The sequence below is a fragment of the Thiospirillum jenense genome (assembly GCF_014145225.1).
GTDB lineage: Bacteria > Pseudomonadota > Gammaproteobacteria > Chromatiales > Chromatiaceae > Thiospirillum > Thiospirillum jenense.
This window is the reverse complement of record NZ_JABVCQ010000038.1, coordinates 1-22625: the sequence shown is the minus strand read 5'-3', so window position 1 is coordinate 22625 and position 22625 is coordinate 1. Positions and strand designations below refer to the sequence as shown.

The 22625-nt window shown below is 47.2% G+C and carries 16 protein-coding genes; 3 read left to right on the top strand and 13 right to left on the bottom strand.

What is annotated here, in order from left to right; genetic code table 11:
• Positions 1–86 precede the first annotated feature (86 nt).
• The 13 genes from HUK38_RS13135 to HUK38_RS13075 all read right to left on the bottom strand — a co-directional run bounded on the left by HUK38_RS13135 (position 87) and on the right by HUK38_RS13075 (position 17192).
• On the bottom strand, positions 87–1058 hold the full coding sequence (locus HUK38_RS13135) for a TRAFAC clade GTPase domain-containing protein (RefSeq protein WP_238787658.1): 972 nt from the start codon (positions 1056–1058) through the stop codon (positions 87–89).
• A 27-nt stretch (positions 1059–1085) separates the two neighbouring features.
• Positions 1086–3272, bottom strand: a complete 2187-nt coding sequence (locus tag HUK38_RS13130) for a hypothetical protein (RefSeq protein WP_182584787.1) — start codon at positions 3270–3272, stop codon at positions 1086–1088.
• A gap of 87 nt (positions 3273–3359) precedes the next feature.
• Positions 3360–6494 carry a DUF349 domain-containing protein gene (locus HUK38_RS13125; RefSeq protein WP_182584786.1) on the bottom strand — a complete coding sequence of 1045 codons (3135 nt, stop codon included), beginning with the start codon at positions 6492–6494 and terminating at the stop codon, positions 3360–3362.
• Positions 6495–6500: 6 nt separating this feature from the next.
• Positions 6501–7157, bottom strand: coding sequence for an MBL fold metallo-hydrolase (locus HUK38_RS13120; RefSeq protein WP_182584785.1), 657 nt, complete (start codon positions 7155–7157; stop codon positions 6501–6503).
• Between the two features lie 365 nt (positions 7158–7522).
• On the bottom strand, positions 7523–7987 hold the full coding sequence (locus tag HUK38_RS13115; protein ID WP_182584784.1) for a DUF29 domain-containing protein: 465 nt from the start codon (positions 7985–7987) through the stop codon (positions 7523–7525).
• Between the two features lie 22 nt (positions 7988–8009).
• Complete coding sequence (locus tag HUK38_RS13110) at positions 8010–9725, bottom strand: BatD family protein (protein ID WP_182584783.1); 1716 nt, start codon at positions 9723–9725, stop codon at positions 8010–8012.
• The gene (locus HUK38_RS13105) at positions 9719–11284 is read right to left on the bottom strand and encodes a tetratricopeptide repeat protein (protein ID WP_182584782.1); all 1566 of its coding nucleotides are present in this window, start codon (positions 11282–11284) and stop codon (positions 9719–9721) included. The genes HUK38_RS13110 and HUK38_RS13105 overlap by 7 nt, the downstream gene beginning before the upstream one ends.
• Positions 11281–12366 (bottom strand): vWA domain-containing protein, encoded by a 1086-nt coding sequence (locus tag HUK38_RS13100; protein WP_182584781.1) that lies wholly within the window; start codon positions 12364–12366, stop codon positions 11281–11283. Before HUK38_RS13100 ends, HUK38_RS13105 begins: the two co-directional genes overlap by 4 nt.
• Before the next feature lie 9 nt (positions 12367–12375).
• On the bottom strand, positions 12376–13422 hold the full coding sequence (locus HUK38_RS13095) for a VWA domain-containing protein (RefSeq protein ID WP_182584780.1): 1047 nt from the start codon (positions 13420–13422) through the stop codon (positions 12376–12378).
• A gap of 16 nt (positions 13423–13438) precedes the next feature.
• On the bottom strand, positions 13439–13954 hold the full coding sequence (locus HUK38_RS13090) for a DUF4381 domain-containing protein (protein ID WP_182584779.1): 516 nt from the start codon (positions 13952–13954) through the stop codon (positions 13439–13441).
• Complete coding sequence (locus HUK38_RS13085) at positions 13955–14872, bottom strand: DUF58 domain-containing protein (protein ID WP_182584778.1); 918 nt, start codon at positions 14870–14872, stop codon at positions 13955–13957.
• A 17-nt stretch (positions 14873–14889) separates the two neighbouring features.
• Positions 14890–15846: an AAA family ATPase gene (locus tag HUK38_RS13080; protein WP_182584777.1), complete on the bottom strand. Its 957-nt coding sequence runs from the start codon at positions 15844–15846 to the stop codon at positions 14890–14892.
• Between the two features lie 722 nt (positions 15847–16568).
• On the bottom strand, positions 16569–17192 hold the full coding sequence (locus HUK38_RS13075; RefSeq protein WP_182584776.1) for a histidine phosphatase family protein: 624 nt from the start codon (positions 17190–17192) through the stop codon (positions 16569–16571).
• A 148-nt stretch (positions 17193–17340) separates the two neighbouring features.
• On the opposite strand from HUK38_RS13075, the gene HUK38_RS13070 reads away from it, so the two are divergent.
• From HUK38_RS13070 to pdxA, 3 genes are all read left to right on the top strand, one after another.
• Positions 17341–20070: an LPS-assembly protein LptD gene (locus tag HUK38_RS13070; RefSeq protein ID WP_238787657.1), complete on the top strand. Its 2730-nt coding sequence runs from the start codon at positions 17341–17343 to the stop codon at positions 20068–20070.
• A gap of 22 nt (positions 20071–20092) precedes the next feature.
• Positions 20093–21391: a peptidylprolyl isomerase gene (locus HUK38_RS13065; protein WP_238787656.1), complete on the top strand. Its 1299-nt coding sequence runs from the start codon at positions 20093–20095 to the stop codon at positions 21389–21391.
• 63 nt (positions 21392–21454) lie between these two features.
• Positions 21455–22486, top strand: coding sequence for a 4-hydroxythreonine-4-phosphate dehydrogenase PdxA (gene pdxA, locus HUK38_RS13060; protein WP_238787655.1), 1032 nt, complete (start codon positions 21455–21457; stop codon positions 22484–22486).
• Positions 22487–22625: the final 139 nt, after the last annotated feature.

The window sequence follows — 22625 nt, the reverse complement described above, 5'->3', positions numbered from 1 at the left end:
GCTCAGTGTTGTGGTGCTATAGGTAGTTTTTGTATTTTCACTCTATAGCACTGTTCTAATGCAGAATAAATAATTACCGCTCTAACTCAGTCACGACTCAACAACGTTGCACCCTGAACAATTTGAAAACCATCTGTTTCTTTACGGGCATTGCCAGCCATTTTGCGTACTGCTTGTTCAAATGCTTGACTCATATTAAACAACTGGTTTAACACTCGTTTGAAGAAACTCATATCGTCAAGATACTTTTTAATGCAAAATCCTAGTGTATAACGCAAAATCTGGTCTACATCGCGGGGCGCATAAATAGCACTTGGGGACACTTTGCGGAAGAAAAAACGTGGTTCTCCCTGATCTACCTCCTCAATACGAGTAAATCTAACGCTCCCTAACGTCTGCACCGGCGTAACAACAACCGCAAATTTATCTAATAAGCGATCTGCCTTAAGCAGATTAAATAAAGAAGTATAGCTATCCTTGAGTGTTTGCAACAGTTTTCTTGCTTCGTTATCGGATTGAACATAACTCTCACATTTCACCGGCACCATAATCAACAGTTTTGTTTTCGTTGTGGCATCCAAATTTTGTACAACATGTTTAAGTAAGTCTGTAATCATCTGCGGTGTATTGATTTTTTCATGCCAAATTCCTTTTGCTTCCATCATTGCAGGCGCATCTATTGCCAGTAAGATGACATCAGCGGCGCTGAGAAATTTTTTCACTTCATTAGGATTATCTTTGATAAATCCACCTGGAAAATCTTTAAATCGCAATTGTATTTCTGGGGTTTTTCCTACCATTCCTAAGTCAAAGATAAACTCCTTTGGACTATTCGTGCCATCAATGCCACGCTTTGGAGAAAAAACTTCAGTTTGGCGTTTCAATTCTGCAAGTCGCTGTTGCAAAATGCTTGAGGTTTCCTGATTCGGTGTCAAGGTCAAGCTGATATCTTTAACCATTTTATCGAATTCGTTATACATCGAAGCAAGCAAGGTTGTTTTTCCAACCCCGCGTGACCCTAGCATAGTGATGTTCAAAACATTTGATCCAATTGACATAGACAACGCTCCTTTTTAATAAAATTTTTACATGACAGATAAACGATTTGGGGTGGAAAATGCGCTGAGACTTGCAACGAGATTTTGCCATTTAAATTCGTTCGCCCATACCTTTTCACGATGATCCCATAAAAAATTTCTCCAGCTCGTTTCGACATCTTCAGCACGCAATACACAATCTAGAAATTCTTCAATCACTGAAAACGCAGACATACTCGGTTCCCACAATAGATCACGCAATTCTTCATTGATCTTATAAAGCGCTTCATCGTGCAGTGTTTGCAACATTTCTGCAATTGCTTCGGCACTTGGGTTTGGACCTAAGTCCGGCGCACACTCAGCGCCTGCAATACCTTCGCGGGGGGCTGTCAAGTAATCAAGATGTTTGCGAATACGAGGCTGTGCCAGTCCTCTATAGTATAAATTAAATTCGATTAAATCTTGAAATCCTTGATGAATTTTCTGCATTCCACGATCTGTATTGTGATCGGAATTTTGCTCAAGCAAACCAAATATCTCTTGTAGCAAACTAGCATTTTCTTTATCAACGATTAATGCAGATAATCCAGCTTTAAAAAAGATGTCAGCTACTCTCTGCTTCATTGCGTCCACTGAAATCTTAAGACTGCTATCTAGTTGACTTTGGAATTTCTCACTAAGAGTGACCCGCACAACATCTAATAAATCGTAATATGCTTTATTAATTGCCCCTTTTTGTTTGGATTGTTTCCGGATTTCTTCAATATCTGGAATACCAGTTTGATTTTTAGCAAGATGATAGGCTTTATCAAGTGCCGTCGTTAAATTAGGATCTCTTTGTTGACGATTTTGCCACAGATCAATGCGTAAATCTTCTAAATCTAATGTCAACTTTTCATTCCAAAATTCACGAAATAGATTAGAAAAAATGCTGTACTCTGTTGTGCCGCCGACCAGCACAATGCTATTTCCAGCTTGTTTGACAAGTTCCGATACTTGACCTTTTAAGTTGATTAACGCTGTTTCCATTGCCTGAATAAAGCGTTGATCTAAAACTTTGATATGTGCAGCAATGTGTTCCAATACTAATGGCAGGATATTTTTTTGCACATCACTTGAATTAGCACAGTTGACTATGATGACTTTGGCAACGCGCAAATGGTGCGCGCCAATGGTTTCTTTCAAGTCCTGACAATTGCGCAAGTTGCTATTATCCGAAAGCAAATTAAGCACTTGAAATGACCAGTTATCTAGTGATGTATTTTGTAAAGCGCGATTAGCGATGTCATAGAGTTCGACATCAACATCTGCCCAATAATCCCCCGTGTGTTTCGGCATCCGAACAAACAAAATAAAATCAATATCTTGCCCCAGCGTATTCACCAGTCGCTCTTCATCACCAATGCCAGTATCACCTAACCCAGGCATATCAACGACGGCAATTTTTCCCACTTCTTCATCAGGAAATGTACAAAAAATGCGGACTTCTTTAACTGCCAAATAATTATAATACGCAATGCTTGGATCATCTGGATCATACTGAGTGATAAACTTTGGAATATCCTGCTGCGTAATTCTTAATGGGGATAAATGATTAAGCAAATCACGGTATTGATTGAGGGATGCTTGATATTTTTTTAGGTGTTCAAACTTGGCGCGATTCACTGCCGTCGTGATTGCGCTGATAGATAAATCCCGCGTGGAAAATTCTTCAAGCGACTGAGGTGCATTGCCTAAGTTTAGTTGCACAAAATAGGGCGCCAACACCGTAGCAAGGAATTCGTTCGCGTTATAAAAATAGACATTGGCGTACGTTTCAATTCCAACTTGATGGCAAACACTGCTGCGTACACCGGTACAGTGCATTCCATCTGCGTCGGGAATTTCACGCTTTCCCAATCCAGTTAAACTTTGCAGTAATTTACTTTTACCTTGACGCGCTCGACCAATCACACCAATGTTGACTGTTTCGCGGCTAAAGCGTGATTCCAGTTTTTTCATTTCGCTTTTAATGCCGCTTGTTTGCTTAATAACAGAGCCAGTTGGCAGTGCCGCAATACTGGCTTTTTGGTCATCTGTCAATTTAGAGTTTTCACTATTGCCATAGTCAGCAATATTTTTTAATACAGTTTCGAGCGCATCTAATTCTGTACATAAATGACTAATGCGTTTAACCAGTGGTTGACGTGCCTCGATAATCGCATTAAGATTTTGTTGCAAGCTAATCTCTGTCATGGTTAATCACCTTCGTAATAAAAAGTTTGATTTTTGTTGCTATTTCTGTTTTGGCACTATTCAGTGCATTAGATTAGACGCACCGCATTACGCTGTTTCAACTTCAACCACCCGCGCCGTCGCCAACACCCGCTCAAACCGCGCCAGCACCGCCAGCGTTCCCTCCGCCGGTGCGCACAAATACCACGCCTGCAACAGCGCCATCTTGTCAGCCAACGCCGCGCCCTCGGTCATTTTTTCCTTCAACCGCGCCACCTGTAACTCCAATCGAGCGGACAATAATTCCGGCGGGGATTCAAGATGCGCGACGATTTCCAATTGCAAACACAGCGTGGCGCGTTGTTGACCCTGAACATACCGCCACTGGTGCAACTGCGACCGCGCCACCGTATCATCACCCGCCGCCGCCAATAACCACGCCCGCCGCTCGGCAAAAGTCGCCTGCGCGGTGGCATTAGCACACGCGGGCAACGCCGCCCATTCCTGTTGAAACCAATCCGCCAGCGCCGCATCGCCCGCCGCCGAATCATCCAACGGCGGCGGTGAACTGCATGACTCAGGCAACGTTATCAGCGCCAACTGGGCGGCATCCCCGGTCAACACCGCCCCGCAGTAATCACACAGCGCCGCGTAAGCGGCCAGGTGCTGCAACGCCTGCCAATCAGCGCTGGCACACAACTTCTGATGACGTGCCAATACCGCCGCCCGCGCCGCCCGCCAGCGTTGATCCAAATCCCGACTGGACGCCGGCGGCGTGTGACTCCACTGCTGCTCCAAATGCTCCCAGCGGTTTAACAACTCACTGGCCGGCAGCGACTGCCCCGCCAGTTCCTCCACCGCCCGACACAACGCCTCGCGTCGTGAAATGTGATCCTGATGCGCCAGATGCCGCGCCTCGCGTTCATTGGCACGGCGATTGAACAGCCGCTCGCTGGCGGTACGAAACGCCGTCCACAACGCATTTTCATCCCGCCGCCGTCCCGCCACACTGGTATGCCATTGTTGCTGCAACGTTTTTGCTTGCGACAAGGCGTACTCCAAATGCGGCTCATCCGCCAATGCCTCCATCTGCCGAATCAACTCCCGCTTGAGGGCTAGATTGCGCTGGCGTTCTTCGTACAACGCCCGATCCACTCGCTCAATTGACCGCCGAAAACGGGTATCTAACGCCCGCCCGTGCCGTTCATCCACCGCCCCGAGCGCCGACCACGCCTGCCGCATTTCCCGTTTTGCCGACACCAGTTTTTTCCAATCCACCCGCTCCCAGTCCACCTTGTCCAAAAAGGTTTCCAATTCCTCACACAGCGCCAGCCGTGCCTGCAACTGCGCCGCTTGCACACTCGCCCGCTGGGCAAAATACGGTTGACAGCGCGCCATCACCTGATCGAGCGCGGCACGGAACCGCGGCCGGAACGCATCGTGCGGCGAGGTGCCGGAATGATCGAGCTGCTGCCACGCACGTTGTAACGTCTGCAACCGCTGCGCCTGCACTGCCAAATCCTCGTCCACCGCCGCCAGCAGCGCCTCGGCGTCGTGACACAGCGCCTCGCGGTGCTGCTCGACACTCCAACGCCGCCAGTGCTGCAACTCGCGCAATTGCAGCGCCAGCCGTTTCAACTGCCGTTCCAGCGCCACGATCTCGGTGCGCGGCAACCCGGCCGCGTGGGCATGATCCACCGTCGCGGCAATTTTTTGATACAACGGCTCGGCTTTGCGCAATTCACCCGCCGTCAAATGCCGTTCCAGCGCCGCCAATTGCGTGACCGTCGCTGACAAGCGCCGCGTGACTTGATTACGCTGCCGCGTCAAGCGCTGCTCCAGTCGCGTCAACAAGATCGCGCAGTCACGAGTCAACAGGTTGCGCTCGTTGGTCACGCACAGGCGCTCAAACCGCTGCCGCAACTGCTGCGCCACCGGCAAATCCACGATGTCGCCGTGAACCAACAAATGCTTGACCTCGTCACACAACTGCGCCAGTTGCGCATCGCGTTGCTGACACGTCGCCAACGCCCGCTGCCGCGCCGTCATCTGCGCAAAACTGGTTTGGAACGCCTGCCGCAGCGCCAGCAGGTGCTGATCGGCCAGCGCATCGCCCACGTCATTTTGTGCCAATTCCAACTGCTGCCACTGCTCACCAATCGCGGTCAACTGCGCGGTCAACTCAGCCGCGTCGTTCAAGTCACCCAGCGCGTCCAGTTGGGCAAGTAACGCCTGACGCGGGCGGAGGTGCGCGGGTAATTCGTCCGCCGTGATGAGTAACGTAAACGGTTGTTCAGCAACAGAATTTTCGGCTGACAACGCCGGTTCAGCACTCAACTCAGCAGTCAACGGCGCGGGTGAAATCGGCAATTCAGCAGCCGCGGCGGGCAATTCAACAACGGGCAACGTCTCCGCTGGCACTGCGGCGGGAGTGATTTGGTCAACGGCGGGCGCATCAATTGGCACCGGCTCAACTGGTAACGGTACGGCGGCGGCGGCACTGGTCGCCACCTGCGCGGCGTCAAATGCCGTCAAAAAAGTGCGGCGTAACTGGTCAAACTGCGCCTGCTCGGCGGCGGTGACTTCAGCGGCGATCTCCTGCCATTGCTGGGTTAAATGCGTCAAACGGGCGCGATCTTGTGACCACATTTGATGCCGCCCCAGCCGCTCAACCTCAGCACATAACGCGGCCGCCAATTGCCGCACCTGCGCCGGCCGCGCCTCGCGCTGCGCCAACTGCCGCAATTTTTCCCGCGCATGGCGATACACCCGACTGTCACGTTTGCCGATGCGCTTGACCACTTGCTCCAGTCCCGCCCGCTGATCCAGCCGCTCGACGGCGAGTAACCGATTCGGCGCACTGGCATCCTCCACCGCGCACTGCACCAGCGCGGCAGCATCGGTGGGCAGGTTGGCAATGGCCACGCGGCGGATGTCAGCCGCAACCGCCCGCGTGGCGATCTGACCGAGCAGGTCGGCATCGGTCACATTCGCCAATGCCGCCAGCGCGGTGGGCAAGGTCAGCGGCTCGGGCGCTCCGTCATGTGCCGATGCTGGCACGGCGCAGATCAGGTCGAGATAACGAGCGCGGGCGGTCAGGTCAGCGGTGGCGACGGCGGCGTGGTGCAGCGCGGTCAAGTCGGCAGCGGTGACGGTGACGATCACGGGGGGCGGGGCGGCTGCTGGCGCGGGTGAATTGGCGACGCGACCGCGTACTTTGGTGAACAGACGTTTGAAAATCATAACGAATTACGCCGATGCGGCTGGTGGGCATTCGTGAATAAGAAACGGGTTGTATTGACGCTCGGCGCCGAAGGTGGACATGGCGCCGTGGCCGGGAATAAAACGGATGTGATCGCCGAGCGCGAATAATTGTCCGCAAATGGAATTGATTAATTGTTCGGTATTGCCGCCGGGTAAATCAGTGCGGCCAACAGAACCTTTGAATAACACGTCACCAACTTGGGCAAGGGCGCTGGCGCGGTGGAAATAAACAACGTGACCGGGCGTGTGACCGGGGCAATGTAAAACTTCGAGGGTTTGATTGCCAAATTGAATGGACTCACCTGCTTTTAACCACGCATCAGGCGTGAATTGCGGCGGGGCGGGTAAATTATAATGCTTGGCTTTGGCCGGCAGGGCGTCAAATAAAAACTCATCCGCTTGATGGGGGCCGAAAATAGGAATGTTTAATTGCTTGGCTAATTCGGGTGCGCCGCCGACGTGGTCAAGATGACCATGTGTTAATAAAATGGCGGTGGCGGCCACGCCGTGATGTTCTAATGCGGCGGCAATGCGCGGCGCTTCACCACCCGGATCAATGACAACTGCGGCGGCGGTTTCTTCACAAATAAACAGGGTACAGTTCTGTTGAAAACTGGTGACAACGAGGATTTCAAAACGCATGGTATTTGACTGCTAGTTAACACGATTAAATACAGGCAGCGTGATGCAGCCGACGGTGCGGTAATACCAAACACCCGCGAGGGCGGCAAGTGGTGTGATCGCCGGTCAAGTATAAGACTAAAACATCAAGGCGGGGTAATTGGTGCGGGCAATTTATACCAACTCAGCGCGGCGGGTAGTGTATCACTCAGGTATCAGCGCGGGTAATAAATCAGGCAAGCGTATCAATCAAATCAATCAGCGATGTGGCGTGGCGTTGTTAATTGGTTCAATGCACATCTGTATTGAATCAGAAACGTGATTAACGAATGATCTTTCCCGTGCCGGGGCGGGAGAACAATCAACTCACTTGAATATAACGCGCATCAATTTGGATAATACGTTTTATCTAATAATTGTTCAGCAGTATAGGGACAATTGATTGGGAAAGTAGTGGCAGGCAGACCGGTTTCATCACACACCAATTCAATAGCATCCGCATAAACTGCCGTCATGGTTTCAATAAAAATGGCTTTTAATCCCGGTGAGTTGCGCAAGAGCAATGTTAAACGTTTGCGTTGTTCAATAATAGTCGCCCGCCAACTGCGCCCGTCAAATTCGCGCCACCGTTCGGATAACGTCTGATATTGATATTGCCATTTGAGTAAATGCGCAATGAGAACTAATAAACGACTTTCTAATTCGCGTTGTTCGCTTTTGCTCATGTCGCTTAATTCTTCTAGCAAATGTTCAATGTCCAGTTCATCAAATCGCCGGGCGCGTAATAATTCAACAGTGTGCTGCACCCAAACGCTGTAATCGGTTTGATAAAGCGTAGCCAAATCAGTCATTCAATTGCCTCTTTGAAATATGTCATTTTAAGTGGGGATTTAATTCGGGTAATTGTCCCCGCCGCCATAATTGATGATTAAACCACAACCACCCGCCATGCAATGGGCGTAGCGCGTGTTGGAATTCAACTTTCCAACGCGGCCAATCCAATTCACGTTGATAATACAACGCCGCCTCTAATTGCGCACATAATTGGCGAATACGCCCGGCATCACCGCTTGGTCGCAATTGAATAAATCGCTCGGCCAATGAATACCCCGGCGCGGGCTTGAATGTATCCAACACTTGTTGTTGAATAAACTGCTGCCATAATTCGGGCGTTGGCGCCAATGATGCGGTGCGTGTTGTGTAATAAAAACGGGTTTCAACGGGTAATAATAACCACAGGCGTTGACGTAATTGCTGCCAAATATGCTGTAATAAAAACCAGCCGTTGTGAATAAATCTCTGCACTCCAACGCGCAGGATGTTTAAGGGCTTTTGCCACCAGTGCGCAATTGCCAATCGGCGCAAATGCAATACCAAAGAGTTGACCGCCAGCGTATCACTTTTTAATAACAAAGCGTGACGCAGCACCCGTTTTAATTGCCGTTGATACAACCAACGTCCGCCCCAATAACCGAATAATATCAATCCCAGCGCCGTGATTGACCACCACCACCCGCTGCGAATTGTGGACGCATTCAATAATAAATTCTGCCACCAAGTAGCATGATCTGCTGAATAAAACTCACGCGGCGTTAATTGGCTGCGCTCAATTCGGCCGCTCTCCAGATTCCACCATTGCAATGCCACATCTGGCAATTGCAATCGCCCATTCATTCGCGGCACGAGCGTATAATACTCGGTGCGCTGCGCTAATAACCTCTGACTGTCCGCTGTTAATTGCGTGTTGATTAACGTCTGCTCCCGATACACGCGAAACGCCTTAGATTGCAATTGCGTTTCTAATGACGGTAATTGCGTGGCAATTGTTCCATCCGCTCGGGTTTCTATAATTAAAGTGACGGGTTGCCCTTCAATTAAATCCGCCTCACCATCTAATGTCGCTTGTAATGTCAACCCCCGTAATGGCAGCCAGGGTTTAATACTGTTCATTGCCGGACGCACCTGCAATTGCAACGATTTAATGGTGGCGACAGTGAATGCGTGATGATTCGCATCCGTACCAGTGACTTGCACCGGCCCGAGTGATAAATCTCCCACCCGCTGCGGACGTAATGTAAATAAATAAGTCGTGATAATTTCGCCACCGTGTGCCGCCCCGCGTATGTGCGTCACTGGGTCTTGTAATGATTGAATGACCACATCTGGCAATAATTCAACTTGCGGCGTGACCGTTAATAAATTGCCATCACTCACCACCCGCAGTGTTAATAAAACGACTTCTTCAATATACGCTTGAGACGTAGATAATTCCGCTTCAACACGCGGCGGCCGATTTTCTATTGCCGATTGATGTGAATAAGTTGGCGCAAATTGATTCGGTGGATAATTTGACCAGGGCGCTGCTGGCTGGGCATAATTCGGTGGTATTCCCCGCGCATTATTTGATGGTACTGGACGAAATTGCCAATCATTCGGCGCAGGTTGATTCGGCGGAGTGTATTGCCATTGTGCATTCGGCGGCGGATAAGGTGCATTCCAAAATTGCGCCATTGCCGTATTGGCTATTAGCATTCCCAACGCGCACATTAACACGCGATCAAACGATTTTATTATGCGATTTATTACCATGGCCGCGGCTCCCACGCTCTGCCACCTGACTGTTGTAATGCGCGTAATTCTTCTAATTGGAATTGATTACGCAATAATAACGCCGGCTCCCCTTCAATGTTTTCTAATCGCTGTTCAATAATTGCCATACTCGCACCCAGCATGGGCGTAGGATTAGCATCCAGACTATTCACACCAGCATCATTAGGATTAGTCTCCGCTGGAGATTGTTGCCCCAATTGGTCAAATTGTTCGACCGCATCGCTTTGTTGACCAGCATTGGTTAAATCCGGTGCGGTGTTACTATTCCCCTGATTTAATTGACGTTGCCCCGTGTGCGCATGAGTGATGTCTTGACCAGTTAATGGCAGTTGTTCATTAGCATCGGCTGAGTTATGTTCGGAAGAAGCGGGCGAGTTATCTGGTTTTTGACCCGCGTCTAATGATTGCTGATTCAATTGTTCATTAACAGAAAGTGCTTTTTTATTAGTAGGTTGCTGACCCGCAGCAGACGATAGTTGATTGCCTGATGATGACGGTTGCTCGCCAGAATGCTGCCCTGATAAATCCCGTTGTATTTGCACCTGCTGACCAGTTTTATTGTCAGAGTGTTGCTGAATATTCGCCACTTTTTGACCAGAAGATGATTGCTTTTCAGTGCTGCTCAATTGATCTGCTAATTCTGCTGACGACGATGTTTGCTGCTGACCAGCAGTGGAATCCATTTGTTGATTTCCATTATTAGACGAGGATAGATCATCATTAGTTAATTGCTGCTCACCGCCGCCTGCCTTCTGCTGTTCACTGACTTTTTGACCAGAGGATGACTGTTGTTCATCGCCAACTTGACCAGTTGCGGTCGTTTTATCACCACTGTTTTGACTATTCCCAGCGGCGGATGATGATTGATCCCCAGCCGACTGTTGTTCAGTCGATTGTTGACCAGATGATGATGTTTGTTGCGCACTGGATTGCTGACCAGATTCATTCTCATCACTATTTTTATTTGCAGATTGATTTGCATCAGCAGTCGTTTTTTGCTGTTCACTCTTTTGATCTTTAGATGACTCCTGCTGTTCAGTTTTATTGTGTTCTTTATTCGCAGATTGTTGCTTTTCTGACTGCGGTGTTTGAGGATTTGATTGGGATTCTTGTTCAGATTGAGCCGGCGGTTTTTGTTCAACTGTCTGCGCTAATAATTGCCGCACCAATGCCAAATTATATTGCGCATCAGCGTGATTGGGATCAGTGCGCAATACCCGTTCATAGGTCTGTATCGCACCGCTATAATCGCCCTGCATGAACTGTGCATTGCCTAAATTATATTGCGCATCAACCTGTACTGTCGGTCGTTCAACACGATTAAATGCACTCGCGGCCGCCGCGTATTGCCCCGCTCGATACAGCGCAACTCCTTGCCGATAGGCATCATTAAATGTTGCCGCCGCGTCAGTATAATGACCCGCATTAAAATGCGCTTGGGCAATTTGTTCATTATTCAGCAACCAATCTACAGCCAATACTGTATTGGATAGCAACCCAAATAACACGACTGCAAATAATTGGCGTAAACGCTTCATTGTGGTGTCCCAGACCGCCAGTTTTTAATTGAAAATAATTGCCAAGATATGCGCCACGTCCATTTTACCCCCCAGAATAGTGGCAATACTGCAATCATTAATCCTAATAGCGATAAATAAAAACGTTCGTGCCAAACCTGCGTATGTTCTTGACCCGTTTGTATAGGTGCAGCATGAGAAAAAGCTGCCGCTTCAAGAATAGTGGCGGTATCCTGGTCACGATAATCCGCCAATAAATATAGCCCATTCCCTGCCTCAGCTAATTGACGCAATAGCAGTTCATTTAATACAGAACGCACCGGTAATCCCGTGCGATCTAATAATACCGCGCCCGCTTGCCCTGGCACTTCCGCCCCCGCCGCTGTACCAACGCCTAATACATGCAGCCGTATGCCCTGCGCTGTTAACCCTTTGACTTGTTTTAATAAGTCTGGCTCATCAAAATCTCCATCTGTAATTAATAGTATTGTGCGTCCCGCCGGCGCTTCTTGATTAACTGCCGAATGAACTGTTAATAACTGCGCAGCGCGCATCAATGCCGGCTGCAACCGACTGCCGGACAATTTAGCCAAATCAGTTGATAATGATGGCAATGCGGCTAATAATGTTTGGTGATCTTCTGTGATTGGTGTCATAACATGCGGCACCGACGCAAATGCAATTAACCCCAGCCGCAATTGCCGATTTTGCGCAATTAAATCTTCAATTTCCTGCCGCGCCCGCGCTAACCGACTTGGCGCCACATCTCGCGTGTCCATTGACCGTGAAATGTCTAATATAATTAATAAACTATCGCTGGGATGGAATAATTGTACCGAATGATAATCCCAGCGTGGACCGGCTAAAGTTATTAACAATAATAGCCACAAGAGCGCCCAATAACGAAACTGTTGCCAGCGTTGATGATGCCCCAATTCCCGCGTACCGGTCAGATGCGGTAATAAATGTGCATCCGCGTATTGATATAAAGCAGGTTGCGTAGTGCGCATAACACTGCGCCATTGCCACCATGCAATCGTTGGAATAATCAATACACCCAATAACCAGAGTGGTTGGGCAAAATGAAAACCGCTATGCGCCATAATTGACTCTCATCGTAAAACGCGCTGCCGTCCTTCGGGTAATAATCCTAACATCAGTAAAATAATTAACGCCGCGCCCAATGGCCAACGATACAATGTGTGTGGTAAATACGCAGTGCGGGTTTCTATGTCGGTTTTTTCCAATAGGTTAATACGATTGGAAATGGTTTCTAATGCTTGGGTGTCAGTGGCACGAAAATAAGCGCCGCCGGTGGTTGTGGCAATATGCGTCAAGATGTCTTCATTCATGGTTAAATCATCCCAATATTCAATCCGCCCTTGATGCAGAATTGGAATACGCGTTTGTTGACTACCGACACCAATGACATAAATACGCACATCGGCATGATGTGCTAATACGGCCGCTTCTAATGGTTGAAAATTACCCGCTGTACTATCGCCATCAGCTATTAATACCATCACCCGCGATCCAATTGGCCGGTCGCGTAATTTTTTGACGCCTAATGCAATTGCATCGCCTAATGCTGTACTCGGGCCAGCAATACTTGGCACAACATTATCGAGTAATTGATGCACGGCGTAACGGTCGGGCGTTAAAGGCGATAATACATAGGCGGCGCTGCCAAAGATAATTAACCCGAGGCGATCATTAATGCGGGTGTCAAGAAAACGCCCCATGACACCTTTCACAACGGCCATGCGGCTAACCTGTTGACCAGCAACGGTAAAATCCAACGCATCCATTGAATGTGAGGCATCTACGGCTAAAAATAAATCATACCCGGGATGACGTATTTCGGTATGTGGTTCGAGCCAGCGTGGATTCATCAATGCCACCACTAATAATACCCAGAATGCCGTTAATAATACGGGGTATAGCCAAGTTGTATTAATAGATTGGCGGCGACGGCTGCGATATGCTAATTGTAATGCGTCTAATCGTGGATGTAATAGAGTGATGGCTTGTGTGGCAAATGATGGTGGCGGCGTGAGATTAGAATTGCTTTTCCACCAGGTCGTTTTTAACCAAATAACTACCCAGGGTAGCGGTAATAACACTGCACACCAGGGGTATTGAAACTCAAAGGTTTGCATAATGATCTCCGCACCGTTAATGCAAGGTCCAATGTTCGGCTGCTGCAATTAACTTGAGCCAAATTTCTATTGTTTCATGCGTAGCCGGTGGCTGAGAAGGTGCATAGGGTGCAGTGAGAAGGAATGAATGATACTCATGCCAATTGAATCCAGACGGATCATGCTGTGTGAGCCAATCTAGCCATGCCGTGCCATATAAACCGGCACAGGCGGTACGGCCAAATCGTGCCATTGCAATGCGCCGCAATAATTCAGATAATTCAGTGGCGCGTTGTTTAGACGGCAATTGATGGAGATGAAGACGTAAATGATTTAATGCCCGGCGGGCATCGCTGCGCCACGTTCCTATCGTCATAGCTGTCATAAACCAACGGTGTTTGATAATTGCTGATGACCGCGAATAACGCCATAAAACTGTTAATAACAACAGCACAATACCTATTAAAACCCAAGTGCCTGGTGCGAGTGGCCACCAGGGAATAGCGTCCAAGCCATGAATATCGCGCAGTTGACTATCAGGAATTGGTTGCATTCACGTTGCCCGCATGTGCATACGTTGCCGAAGTTGATGAATTAAACTTTTATGCACTTCTTGATCGGTGCGCAACGGCAAAAAAAATAAATTGAGACGCCGTGCCATTGCAATTAATACAGCACGGCGGTCTTCCCAATGAAGACGGTATTGACGGCGTGCTGTCGGATCATCAGTATCAATATCAAGTAATTCGCCGTTGGTTGCTGCAAAAGTCGCCCAACCCATTGCTGGAATATCCCAATCACTCGGGTCATCAGTGGCTAATAACACGACGGAATGGCGTTGGGTTAAATCACCAAGAACGTATTCTAAATCACGCACCTCACGGTTAAAATCAGCAATGATAAATATTAATGAACCAGTGGATAAACCGCGAGTAGCGTGTGCTAATGCACCAGCAAGACAATCAATTGACGTGTGCGGTGCAGTGGTTGGTAATGTGAGAGTGCGTAATAATTGCCAGAGCGCTCGTCGCCCTCGCGCTGGTCGAAAGTGTTTTAATCCAATATTGACATCGCCAAATACCATGCCACCAACCCGATCATTTAATCGGCTGGCGGCCCAACCAATTAACGCGGCGGCGCGAGCAGCCAGAATTGATTTAAAAGTAATGCGAGTGCCAAAATTCATGTGTGGTCCCTTATCCACACAAATCACAACGCTTCGTTCGCGTTCTTCACGAAAGACTTTGAGATGGGGTTTATGGGTGCGGGCGGTGACTTTCCAATCAATGTAACGCACGTCATCACCTTCATAATAATCCCGAACTTCTTCAAAATTAATGCCCGCGCCCCGAAATACCGACGCATACAATCCGGCAAAAGTTGAATTGACTAAATGATGAGAAGATACTCCCAAAGTATGTGCTTGGTGGCGCAATTCTAATAAATCATCAAGGCGCGGGTATAGGCTCATGGTCATTGATCTCAAGATTAGGGTACGGCGACCAAGTGTAATAACCGCGTAACGAATTCATCGGTCGTAATTCCATCGGCCTCGGCTTCAAAGGTCAATAAAATACGATGACGCAAGATTTCCGGTGCAACCAATTGAATATGATGCGGCGCGACAAATTCATCACCATCTAACCAAGCACGAGCGCGAGCGCACCGTGCTAATGCAATAGTCGCACGCGGCGATGCACCAAAACGACACCAGCGTTCTAAATCATTATCATATAATTTAGGATGACGAGTGGCTTGCACTAAATCCACAATGTAATCATTCAATTTTGGATCAAGATATAAATTGGCAACGGTGCGTCGCATTGCAAATAGTTCAATGTGTGACAGGCGTTTTATGATCGGAGTATCATGCTGAATTTGTTGCCGGCTATCCAATTCTAAAATGCGGCGCTCTTCATCACGCGATGGATAAGTGACAATCGCCTGCATTAAAAAACGATCTAATTGTGCTTCGGGTAAATGATAAGTTCCCTCTTGTTCAACGGGATTTTGCGTTGCCAAAACCATAAAGAGTTTTGGTAATAGATAGGTGCGTTGACCGACGGTAATTTGATATTCAGCCATTGCCTCAAGTAATGCAGACTGCACCTTTGCTGGGGCGCGGTTAATTTCATCAGCTAATAAAATATTGTGAAACAGCGGCCCTTGACGGAATTCAAATTCACCTTTTTCATGGCGGTAAATGTCGGTGCCAATCAAATCCGATGGCAATAAATCAGGTGTGAATTGCACTCGGTGAAAGTCGCCTTCTACTGCCTCGGCAAGTGCTTTAACTGCGGTAGTTTTTGCCAATCCAGGCATTCCCTCGACTAATAAATGTCCGTCACTTAATAAACAAATTAACATGCTGTCAATAAAAGGTTGTTGACCAATGATGCGGGAGGCGATATGGTCACGAACTGATTGTAATGCAGTGGGTGTCATGGCGGTTGAAAAGCAGCAGTATGAGATGAATAACTCTTATCCTGAACGGTTTTTTAACAACACGCAAGTAAAAATAATTTATCGGTCATTTGGGTTGTCAGATTTGATTTATCAGCATATTCTCAATTACACCTATAGTGAGCATATCTTTCAAGGTTGACTGATTTGATCGTTGGATATGTTTAGTTATGCTACATACAGCAGCGTTAAAACCTATTAAAAATCAGGTTTATTTGATGTTTGCTATTAAATTTTTTAGTTTAAAACGTCCTAATTTTTTGTTGGCATACTGGACATAAGCGAATTACAATTATCAGCTATTTGCTCAGTATGGTAATGATGGAAAGTATTTTTAGTCGCCTATGGATAATGACAGATTTTAATGCCAAAATCGCTGTGATATTTGCTAATTTTTTAATATTAGCGGGTTAATATTAATCATAGCATATTGAATATTTTTTAGAAATTATGTGCCTGATTCAATATTTAGTCTAACTGTCAAAACGCATAATAATGCTATTACCATGCTCATCAACTACCCTGTGTTTATTGATCTGGTTTGTCAATTGGGTAACAATATTTTTCACTGCAACAGTGCTAAAATACCTATTTGATGGTCATTGTCAAGAATAAATGACTACCCTGTCTGGGTATAAAACAAACAGACTAAGCGGATACACATAACTATTCATCGTTAAAACATTTTTTAGTTCTGACTTTGATTAAATTAACATGGTTTCTACTGTACTGAAGCAACCATGAAAAATTAAACTTGGTGATCCGTTTTCTGTTGGTATACGCAACCGTGTTACACATGCTGGAGGCACTTCAAATAATAATAAAGCAGCGGGTTGTAATCTAAAAATTTCGCCTAAAATAATTCGTATAACGCCACCATGTGTAATAAAAAGTGCATGATGCCAATCTGTATTAACACATAGGGTATGCCAAACTGTTATAATTCGCGCTTGAAATGCACTCAAAAGTTCGGCATTTGGTGGCGTATAATTCAACGGATCCAACCAGAAATGCGCGAGATCTGATGGTGCAAGTTGATTGGCGCTTTGCCCCTCCCATGCACCAAAATCTCGCTCCGCACTGTTAGGTAACACTTTAATTGGTAACTGTTTTTCTATGGCAAGTTGATGAGCAAAAGCGGCACAACGTTGAGCTGGTGAACAAAAAATATGATCCCAAGCGGGCGTTGTTTTTTTAGATAAATATTTAATTTTAAGAGACATTTGCGCCAAACCCACCGCGCTTAATGGATCATCACTGCGCCCACGAAAAACAGCATCACCTGTCACGGCACCATGACGTAAAAGATCAATAAAACGATCAGTCATCAGTTTATTCTCCGATTGTAGGGCAATAAGGCGTTATGTAGTTAAACATGGCTTCGCTAACAAATAATGACAGACAATATATGATTATTGAAGCTGTTTTCAGATACTCTTAAAATGTCAATTAAATCCAGTGACTAATGAACAACTTATGGCTATTAAAGCCACGCCACCCTTTACAACTTTCAATCACGTTTGGTTGTTAATTGCTGTCGCGTTTTTAGTACCACAAATAGCAATAGCAAACTGGCAGTGTCACTTAATACGCCCACCTAATTTTTGGGATTGTGGGCTTGCTACTCCATTGCCTTTATCATTCACTTCGTCAACTACGATTGCATCACCACCTATAACGACTCCAATAGCACCACCTGAGTTCACTGTGCCGGCGTCGCAGATCACTATTCCCGATGTCATGCCATTAACCACTGGTGAATTACCACCACCGCCAATTGATCCAACCTTAACTGATATTGAGCAATCATCTGGTGCTTCGTACCAATCACATCTTGCACACTCAACCGCCCAATTAGAACACTTTGAGCGTAATAATTCTGCTACAGAACCTTTATGGATTCTGCCGCCACAAGTGATTCCACCTTCACCAGATTCCGTATTACCTGTTCAACAAATGGTTCGGGAGCGTGGTTATTTAGATACGCCACCGACTATTGCAATGGCGGGTGAAGAGTTAGCTGATTTTACAATTGCTCAGGTGCATCAAGGGTTGAGTTGGGATTATTGTGGCCCACGACCTATAGCTTTAGGTTTATCACCAATTTCATCATTACCAACCACTACGACACCAATTGATATTGATGCAAACAGTGTAATTTATCAAGGTGATACCGATATTGCTGAATTAAATGGTGACATTCAAGTCACACGCGGTAATCAACGGATTGATGCGGCAACTTTGCGTTGGCACCGCACGACCAGTGAACTTGAATCGGATGGTAAAATTCTATTTGATATGCCGGGCTTGCGGGTGATTGGTCAAAATGCCCGCTTCAATTTAGATCAGGATCATGGACAAATCAGTGATGCACATTACCGGTTTAGTGGCAATGTCAATTTGCGCGGTCATGCTGAAAAGATTGTTATTCATCATCCACAATTAATCCAGTTTGACAATTTGTTTCATACTGCCTGCCGACCCGGTGATACCGCTTGGTCATTGCAGGCACGGCGCATGGATATTGATCGTGCGCAGGGGCGCGGTATTGCACACCATGCGCGCTTACGCATTAAAGATGTGCCAATTTTATACACGCCTTATTTAAGTTTTCCAATTGACAACCGCCGCCAAACTGGGTTTTTAATTCCAAGTATTGGCTCAACTGATACCACTGGTATTGATTTGAGTCTGCCGTATTATCTCAATTTGGCACCCAACGTAGATGCAACTTTAACTCCGCGTATTATGACGGAACGCGGCCTAATGTTGGGCGGAGAAATGCGTTACCTCACACCATTTGATCGTGGATTATTGAATGTTGAAGTAATCCCTGAAGATCGTCAGTATGAAAGTGGTGCGACCTGGCGGGGCGCTATACGAATGAAACAAGCGGGACATTTTGGCCAGAATTGGCAGACTCATCTTGATTATAGCGTGGTGTCAGATGACCAATATTTAGAAGATTTTGGCAATAGTTTAGAAGTCACAAGTACGCGCCGGTTATTACAACAAGGCGATCTGACTTATTTCGCTCGTGATTGGTCATTGCTGATGCGCGCAGAAGCATTCCAAGCAATTGATCCTGAATTATCACCCACAGATCGTCCCTATGGACGTTTACCGCAACTCTTATTAACAACGCGACCATTTACACTGGCATCTGGATTAGAAACCCGCTTAGAAGCGGAATACGATTTATTCGACCACGATCACCGTGTACATGGGCAACGGATCGCTGTGCAACCTCAATTTAATTGGCCGGTAGTGCGTAGTTATGGTCATTTAATTCCAAGTATGCGGTTGTCCTTTGCAGATTATGTATTAAATGATGTGACGCCGGGGCAATCTGATTCACCCGCGTATGCCATTCCAAGTATTGATTTAGATGGTAAATTGATTTTTGAACGTACGATCACGAATCAACAACATCAATGGTTACAAACACTTGAGCCACGTTTGTACTATGTATACACGCCCTATGAAGATCAAAGTGACATCCCGATTTTTGATAGTTCTGAATTGAATTTTAGTTTTGCCAATTTATTTCGCCCCAATCGGTTTACGGGGCGGGATCGAATTGGTGATGCAAATCAATTAACATTGGGATTAACAACTCGCACCTTAAATCAAATCACTGGTGATGAACAATTTCGTTTAAGCGTTGGGCAGATTTATTATTTTACCGATCAACGAGTACAGATCGCAGGACCAGCGGAGCCCGGCGGCAGTTCACCATTTGCAGGTGAATTCGCTGCACATTTATTTGGTCATTGGAATGGTCGAGCAAGTTTTCAATGGGATGCTGACCATGAAGAGAGCGTGTGGCAAAAGCGCAGTATTGGATTGCAATATCATCATCCGAATCGGCAATTATTGAATATCGCTTATCGGTTTGATACGGGTAATGATGCAACCACCAGTTATGAAGATGGTGACGTATCATTTCGTTTGCCAATCAATCCAAAAGTTGAAATGGTGGGGCGCTGGTTATATTCAATTTTACATGAACAAACAATGGAGGCGATTGCTGGTGTAGAATACGGAAGTTGTTGTTGGCGAGTGCGTTTTGTTGGTCGGCATTTCAAAAATCGCCCCGATTCATCTGGTAGTCACTCCGTGATGTTACAAGTTGAATTGGCAGGATTAGGCAAAATTGGCAGTTCAATTGACCAATTTTTGGCACGGGAAATTTATGATTACTAATGATCGTTTGGTATGGCAAGTGATGACGATACTTATCGTTTGTTTGACACCGCTCATTAATTATGCGCAATCGTCTTCTAATGCAACCGTGCAAGCGTTAGATGACATCGTTGCTGTCGTGAATAATGACGTGATTGTGCGCAGTGAATTGAATCAGGAAATTGCGTTATTACTTCCGCAATTGCAGGCGAATGGCACGGCCGCCCCGCCGCGCCAGGTATTAGAACGTCAAGTATTAGACCGCTTAATTTCAAAGCGATTGCAATTACAACGGGCTAAAACGTTGGGGATTGAAGTGACGGATGATATGTTGACTGAGGCATTAACCAACATTGCTGCTCGGAATAACTTGCCATTGGAACAATTGCGGCAAGCATTGGAAAACAGCGGAATTGATTTTGATAGTTTTCGGGAAGATACGCGCAGCCAAATTGCATTATCGCAATTACAAGCACAAGAAGTCGTGAAAAACTTGCGCGTGACGGATGCCGAAATCAATCGGTTTTTGGCGCGTGAAGCCGACACCTTACTCACGCGCAAAGAAGTGCGTTTGCAACATATTTTATTAGCTTTACCCGAAGCACCCACGCCGGCGCAGATTCACACTGCGGAACAAAAAGCGCAAGGTTTATTAAAACGTCTCAAAACCGGTGAAGATTTTGCGAAATTAGCAGTGGCGCATTCTGATGGGTATCATGCGTTAGAAGGCGGCGATTTGGGTTGGTTTCCAATGGCGGAAGTGCCGAGTTTAGCAGTAGATTTATCACGCACGTTGAAAAAAGGTGAAGTCGCCCCACCATTCCGCAGTCCCAGTGGCGTTCATTTAATTAAGTTAATGGATTTTCGCGGTGATGCACCAGCACCGATGACACAAACACATGCGCGGCATATTTTATTGCGCACCAATGAACTGATTTCGGATGCCGATGCACGCACACGATTGACACATATTCGCACCCGTTTAATTAACGGTGAAGACTTTGCCACATTGGCACGGGCGCATTCGGATGATACCGGGTCAGCATTAAAAGGCGGTGATCTCGGTTGGGTCAATCCTGGCGACACGGTGCCGGCCTTTGAAAAATCCATGAATGCACTGGCACCAAATGCACTGAGTGAACCAATTAAAACTTCCTTTGGTTGGCATTTAATCCAAGTATTAGAACGCCGTAATCAAAGTACCGCCGCGGCTACCTTGCGATTAAAAGCATCGGAGGCGATTCGAGCGCGTAAAGCCGAAGAAGCAATTGAATTATGGCGGCGGCGGTTGCGTGATGAAGCCTATCTTGACGTCCGTCTCAATCACGGTGAAGATGAATAGCAAATTCGGTCATATCTTGCACCTGTAAATGATTAAACACATGATGCTGCGAGGAATTATTGCATGATGGAACATTCAATGCCGCGATTAGCACTCACGCCCGGCGAACCCGCAGGCATTGGTGCAGATTTATGCGTCACCATTGCGCAACAGCCGCATCCGGCCGAATTGGTGGTCTTTAGCGACCCAGATTTGTTATACAGTCGCGCCGCGCAACTGGGCGTACCGCTGACCTTGACGCCCTTTGATCGCAACGCGCCAGCTCGTGCGCAGCAGCCCGGACAACTGACCATCGTCGCCTGTCCGTTGGTCGCACCCGCGCAGCCGGGCGTGTTAAATCCAGCCAATGCCGCCGCCGTGTGTCGCAGTTTGGCGCAGGCGTGCGATGCCTGTTTGGCGGGCGATTGCGCGGCGCTGGTGACGGCGCCAGTGCATAAAGGGATCATTAACGCGGCGGGGCTACCGTTTTCGGGGCATACGGAATTTTTGGCAGAACGTTGCCATGTCGCGCAACCCGTGATGTTATTGGTCACGCCAACCTTGCGCGTGGCATTGGTCACGACCCATTTGCCGCTGCGTGCCGTCGCCGACGCGATTACCCCGTCGCGCCTGCACACGGCAATAGTGACGCTCGATCAATCATTACGTCGTTATTTCGGCATCATGTCACCGCGTCTTCTGGTGTGCGGATTAAATCCCCACGCCGGCGAGGATGGTCATTTAGGGAATGAAGAACGGGATATTATGATGCCGGTAATGACGGCATTACGCATTGCAGGATTGGATTTACACGGGCCGGTACCCGCTGACACGGCATTTATTCCCAGCCGATTAGCGACAATAGATGCGGTATTAGCCATGTATCACGATCAGGGTTTGACGGTATTAAAAACGCAAGGTTTTGGGCAAGCAGTGAATATCACACTCGGCTTACCGATTATTCGCACGTCAGTTGATCACGGCACCGCCTTGACATTAGCCGGCACTGGCCAAGCCAATACCAGTAGTTTAGAGTCAGCACTGGCGTTGGCATTAGAAATGGTGGCGAGTGTCAATACCCCAACAATGATAGCAGCGCCATCTCATCCCGAATAACGGTCATGGTTCAATTAAATATCTCTAATCATCACGTCGGAGTTCACTATGGAATTTTTGGAAAGATTGGTTGAAAATTTGATCTTCAGAGGACGCTGGTTATTACTACCGCTTTACTTAGGATTGTTGCTCAGTTTAT

Excerpts from the sequence above, each read along its gene's own strand:
- HUK38_RS13135 (WP_238787658.1), bottom strand. The coding sequence starts at position 1,058 with ATGTCAATTGGATCAAATGTTTTGAACATCACTATGCTAGGGTCACGC.
- HUK38_RS13130 (WP_182584787.1), bottom strand. The coding sequence starts at position 3,272 with ATGACAGAGATTAGCTTGCAACAAAATCTTAATGCGATTATCGAGGCA.
- HUK38_RS13125 (WP_182584786.1), bottom strand. The coding sequence starts at position 6,494 with ATGATTTTCAAACGTCTGTTCACCAAAGTACGCGGTCGCGTCGCCAAT.
- HUK38_RS13120 (WP_182584785.1), bottom strand. The coding sequence starts at position 7,157 with ATGCGTTTTGAAATCCTCGTTGTCACCAGTTTTCAACAGAACTGTACC.
- HUK38_RS13115 (WP_182584784.1), bottom strand. The coding sequence starts at position 7,987 with ATGACTGATTTGGCTACGCTTTATCAAACCGATTACAGCGTTTGGGTG.
- HUK38_RS13110 (WP_182584783.1), bottom strand. The coding sequence starts at position 9,725 with ATGGTAATAAATCGCATAATAAAATCGTTTGATCGCGTGTTAATGTGC.
- HUK38_RS13105 (WP_182584782.1), bottom strand. The coding sequence starts at position 11,284 with ATGAAGCGTTTACGCCAATTATTTGCAGTCGTGTTATTTGGGTTGCTA.
- HUK38_RS13100 (WP_182584781.1), bottom strand. The coding sequence starts at position 12,366 with ATGGCGCATAGCGGTTTTCATTTTGCCCAACCACTCTGGTTATTGGGT.
- HUK38_RS13095 (WP_182584780.1), bottom strand. The coding sequence starts at position 13,422 with ATGCAAACCTTTGAGTTTCAATACCCCTGGTGTGCAGTGTTATTACCG.
- HUK38_RS13090 (WP_182584779.1), bottom strand. The coding sequence starts at position 13,954 with ATGCAACCAATTCCTGATAGTCAACTGCGCGATATTCATGGCTTGGAC.
- HUK38_RS13085 (WP_182584778.1), bottom strand. The coding sequence starts at position 14,872 with ATGAGCCTATACCCGCGCCTTGATGATTTATTAGAATTGCGCCACCAA.
- HUK38_RS13080 (WP_182584777.1), bottom strand. The coding sequence starts at position 15,846 with ATGACACCCACTGCATTACAATCAGTTCGTGACCATATCGCCTCCCGC.
- HUK38_RS13075 (WP_182584776.1), bottom strand. The coding sequence starts at position 17,192 with ATGACTGATCGTTTTATTGATCTTTTACGTCATGGTGCCGTGACAGGT.
- HUK38_RS13070 (WP_238787657.1), top strand. The coding sequence starts at position 17,341 with ATGGCTATTAAAGCCACGCCACCCTTTACAACTTTCAATCACGTTTGG.
- HUK38_RS13065 (WP_238787656.1), top strand. The coding sequence starts at position 20,093 with ATGACGATACTTATCGTTTGTTTGACACCGCTCATTAATTATGCGCAA.
- pdxA (WP_238787655.1), top strand. The coding sequence starts at position 21,455 with ATGATGGAACATTCAATGCCGCGATTAGCACTCACGCCCGGCGAACCC.